Origin of the sequence: Micromonospora sp. NPDC049089, from assembly GCF_040648775.1 — a bacterium.
Taxonomy (GTDB): domain Bacteria; phylum Actinomycetota; class Actinomycetes; order Mycobacteriales; family Micromonosporaceae; genus Micromonospora.
This window is the reverse complement of sequence record NZ_JBEZEH010000377.1, coordinates 1-2315: the sequence shown is the minus strand read 5'-3', so window position 1 is coordinate 2315 and position 2315 is coordinate 1. Positions and strand designations below refer to the sequence as shown.

The 2315-nt window shown below is 73.7% G+C and carries 3 protein-coding genes; 2 read left to right on the top strand and 1 reads right to left on the bottom strand.

The genetic code is table 11. From position 1 onward, the window contains the following. Window positions 1–125: 125 nt before the first annotated feature. Window positions 126–413 (bottom strand): hypothetical protein, encoded by a 288-nt coding sequence (locus tag AB0B48_RS32875; RefSeq protein ID WP_355004718.1) that lies wholly within the window; start codon window positions 411–413, stop codon window positions 126–128. A gap of 177 nt (window positions 414–590) precedes the next feature. Here AB0B48_RS32875 and AB0B48_RS32870 point away from each other — a divergent pair, with 177 nt between their 5' ends. Together AB0B48_RS32870 and AB0B48_RS32865 are read left to right on the top strand one after the other, a co-directional pair. Next, a complete protein-coding gene (locus AB0B48_RS32870) occupies window positions 591–1448 on the top strand; it encodes a 3-hydroxyacyl-CoA dehydrogenase family protein (protein ID WP_357208496.1) in 858 nt (285 codons plus the stop codon). Beyond that, window positions 1445–2188, top strand: a complete 744-nt coding sequence (locus AB0B48_RS32865; protein WP_357208494.1) for an enoyl-CoA hydratase/isomerase family protein — start codon at window positions 1445–1447, stop codon at window positions 2186–2188. Before AB0B48_RS32870 ends, AB0B48_RS32865 begins: the two co-directional genes overlap by 4 nt. Window positions 2189–2315 lie beyond the last annotated feature (127 nt).

Sequence of the window (2315 nt, the reverse complement as noted above, 5' to 3'; positions counted from 1 at the left end):
GGTGGGCGGCACACCGAGGGGGCCGCCGGTGCCCCCCCCTCCCACCTGGCCACCCGGCCCCTCGTCCACTCAGCGGCCCGCCCCCCCCCCACCGCCGGGCGGAGAGCGGGGGCCGTCCGTACGTCTCAGACCTGGACGGTCGGGGGGAGCTGCTCGGGCGGAAGGCCGCCGTCGCCGTCGACCACCTCGTCCGGTTGGCCGTCCTCGTCGATGTCGACCATGGTGATGTCCACCTTGCCGTCACCGTCGGTGTCGAACTGGAACAGGTCCGCCTTGCCGTCGCCGTCGGTGTCGACCACCCACACGTCGGTCTTGCCGTCGTTGTTGGTGTCGGCGCGCAGCAGTTCGACCCGCTCGTCGCCTCGGGTCTCCACGGTCTCCCCGGCGGTGACGCTCTCCGGTGCCTGGCTCATGTCGATGCGGTCCTTCCCTCGGTTGACGGGGCGTCATTACCCGATCCGGCGCTCCCCCACGCATGGACCGGGTCGTCGCGCTGTCTAGGGTCGCACCATGAGCGAGCGGAGCGGGCGGGACACCCGGGCCGGCGTAGCGGGGACCCCGCGCGTCGGCGGGCGGGACAGGGAGGCGTGATGAGCGATCGTTTCGTGGTCGTCGGTGCCGGCACGATGGGGCTTGGCATCGCGTACGTGGCGGCCGGCGCCGGGCACGCCGTCGAGTTGGTCGAGGTGGACCCCGAGCGGGGTACGGCCGCGCTGAACCGGCTCGCCGAGCTGTGGGAGCGGGCTGTGCAGCGCGGGAAGTTGAGCGCCGACGAGGCCGCCACGAACCGGCAGCGGGTGACGCTGCGCCCAACCCTCGCCGATGTCGCTCCCGCCCCCCAGGTGATCGTGGAGGCGGTGCCGGAGCGCCTCGAGCTGAAGCGTGCGGTTCTCCGGGACGCCGCCGCGCTGCGTCCGGCACTGCTGGGCAGCAACACCTCCAGCATCGCCATCGGGGCGCTGGCCGCCGAGCTGGACGCGCCCGAGCGCTTCCTCGGCCTGCACTTCTTCAACCCGGTCTGGGCGATGGCGCTGCTGGAGATCGTGGTCGGCCCGGCCACCGCCGAGGAGACCACCGCCGCGGCCGTCGCACTCGCCGGCCGGCTCGGCAAGGACCCCGTCGTCGTACGCGACATGCCCGGATTCGCCACCTCCCGGCTCGGGGTCACCCTCGGGCTGGAGGCCATCCGGATGGTCGCCGACGAGGTGGCCAGCCCGGCGGACATCGACAAGGCCATGGTGCTCGGCTACCGGCACCCGATCGGGCCGTTGGAGCTCACCGACCTGGTTGGGCTCGACGTGCGGCTGGACATCGCCCGCACCCTTCAGGCCGCGTACGGGGACCGTTTCGCGCCGCCGCCGCTGCTGGTGGAGATGGTGGCCGCCGGGCGGCTGGGCAAGAAGTCCGGGCAGGGGTTCTACCGCTGGGAAGGCGGGGTCAGGCAGTGAGCGGGTTGCGGATCGAGGAGCGTCCGGACCGGCTGGTGGTCACGCTGGACCGGCCGGAGAAGCGCAACGCCATCGACGCCGACCTGATCGCCGAGCTGCACCAGGTCTGCGCCGAGTTGGAGGCCCGCCCGCGCCTGCTGCTGCTCACCGGCGGCGCGTCGGGCATCTTCGCCGGTGGCGCCGACATCGGCCAACTTCGCGAACGGGGTCGCACGGACGCCCTCGCTGCGATCAACTCGGCTGCCTTCGCCCGTATCCGGGCGCTGCCGATGCCGACCGTGGCGGCCGTCGACGGCCCGGCGTTGGGCGGTGGCGCGGAGCTGGCGTACGCCTGCGATCTGCGAGTGTGCACGGCGCGGGCGGTCTTCGGGCAACCGGAGGTGCGGTTGGGCATCCTGGCCGGCGCCGGCGCGACCCACCGGCTGCCGGCGTTGATCGGCGAGGGCCGGGCCAAGGAGCTGCTCTTCACGGGCCGGCGGGTGGACGCCGCTGAGGCGCTGCGGATCGGCCTGGTGAACCGGGTGGTGGACGAGCCCGGCGAGCTGCTGACGGTGGCGCACGCGTTGCTGGACGAGATCGCCCTGGGCTCACCGTTGGCGGTGCGGCTGACCAAGCTGGCGGTGGACGCGCCGGCCGCCGCGCACCCGCACCTCGACCTGGTCAGCCAGGCGGTGCTCTTCGAGGACGACGAGAAGCAGCGCCGGATGACCGAGTTCCTGGAGCGCCGCCGGCCGCGCTGATCCCGCGTACGCAGAAACGGCCGCACCGGCGTGAAGCCGGTGCGGCCGGCGTGGTTTCGGGGGCTGGCAACAGGCGGGTCTGCTACCCCCCGGCGGGCCGGCCGCGGGTGACCAGGGCGGGCTGACC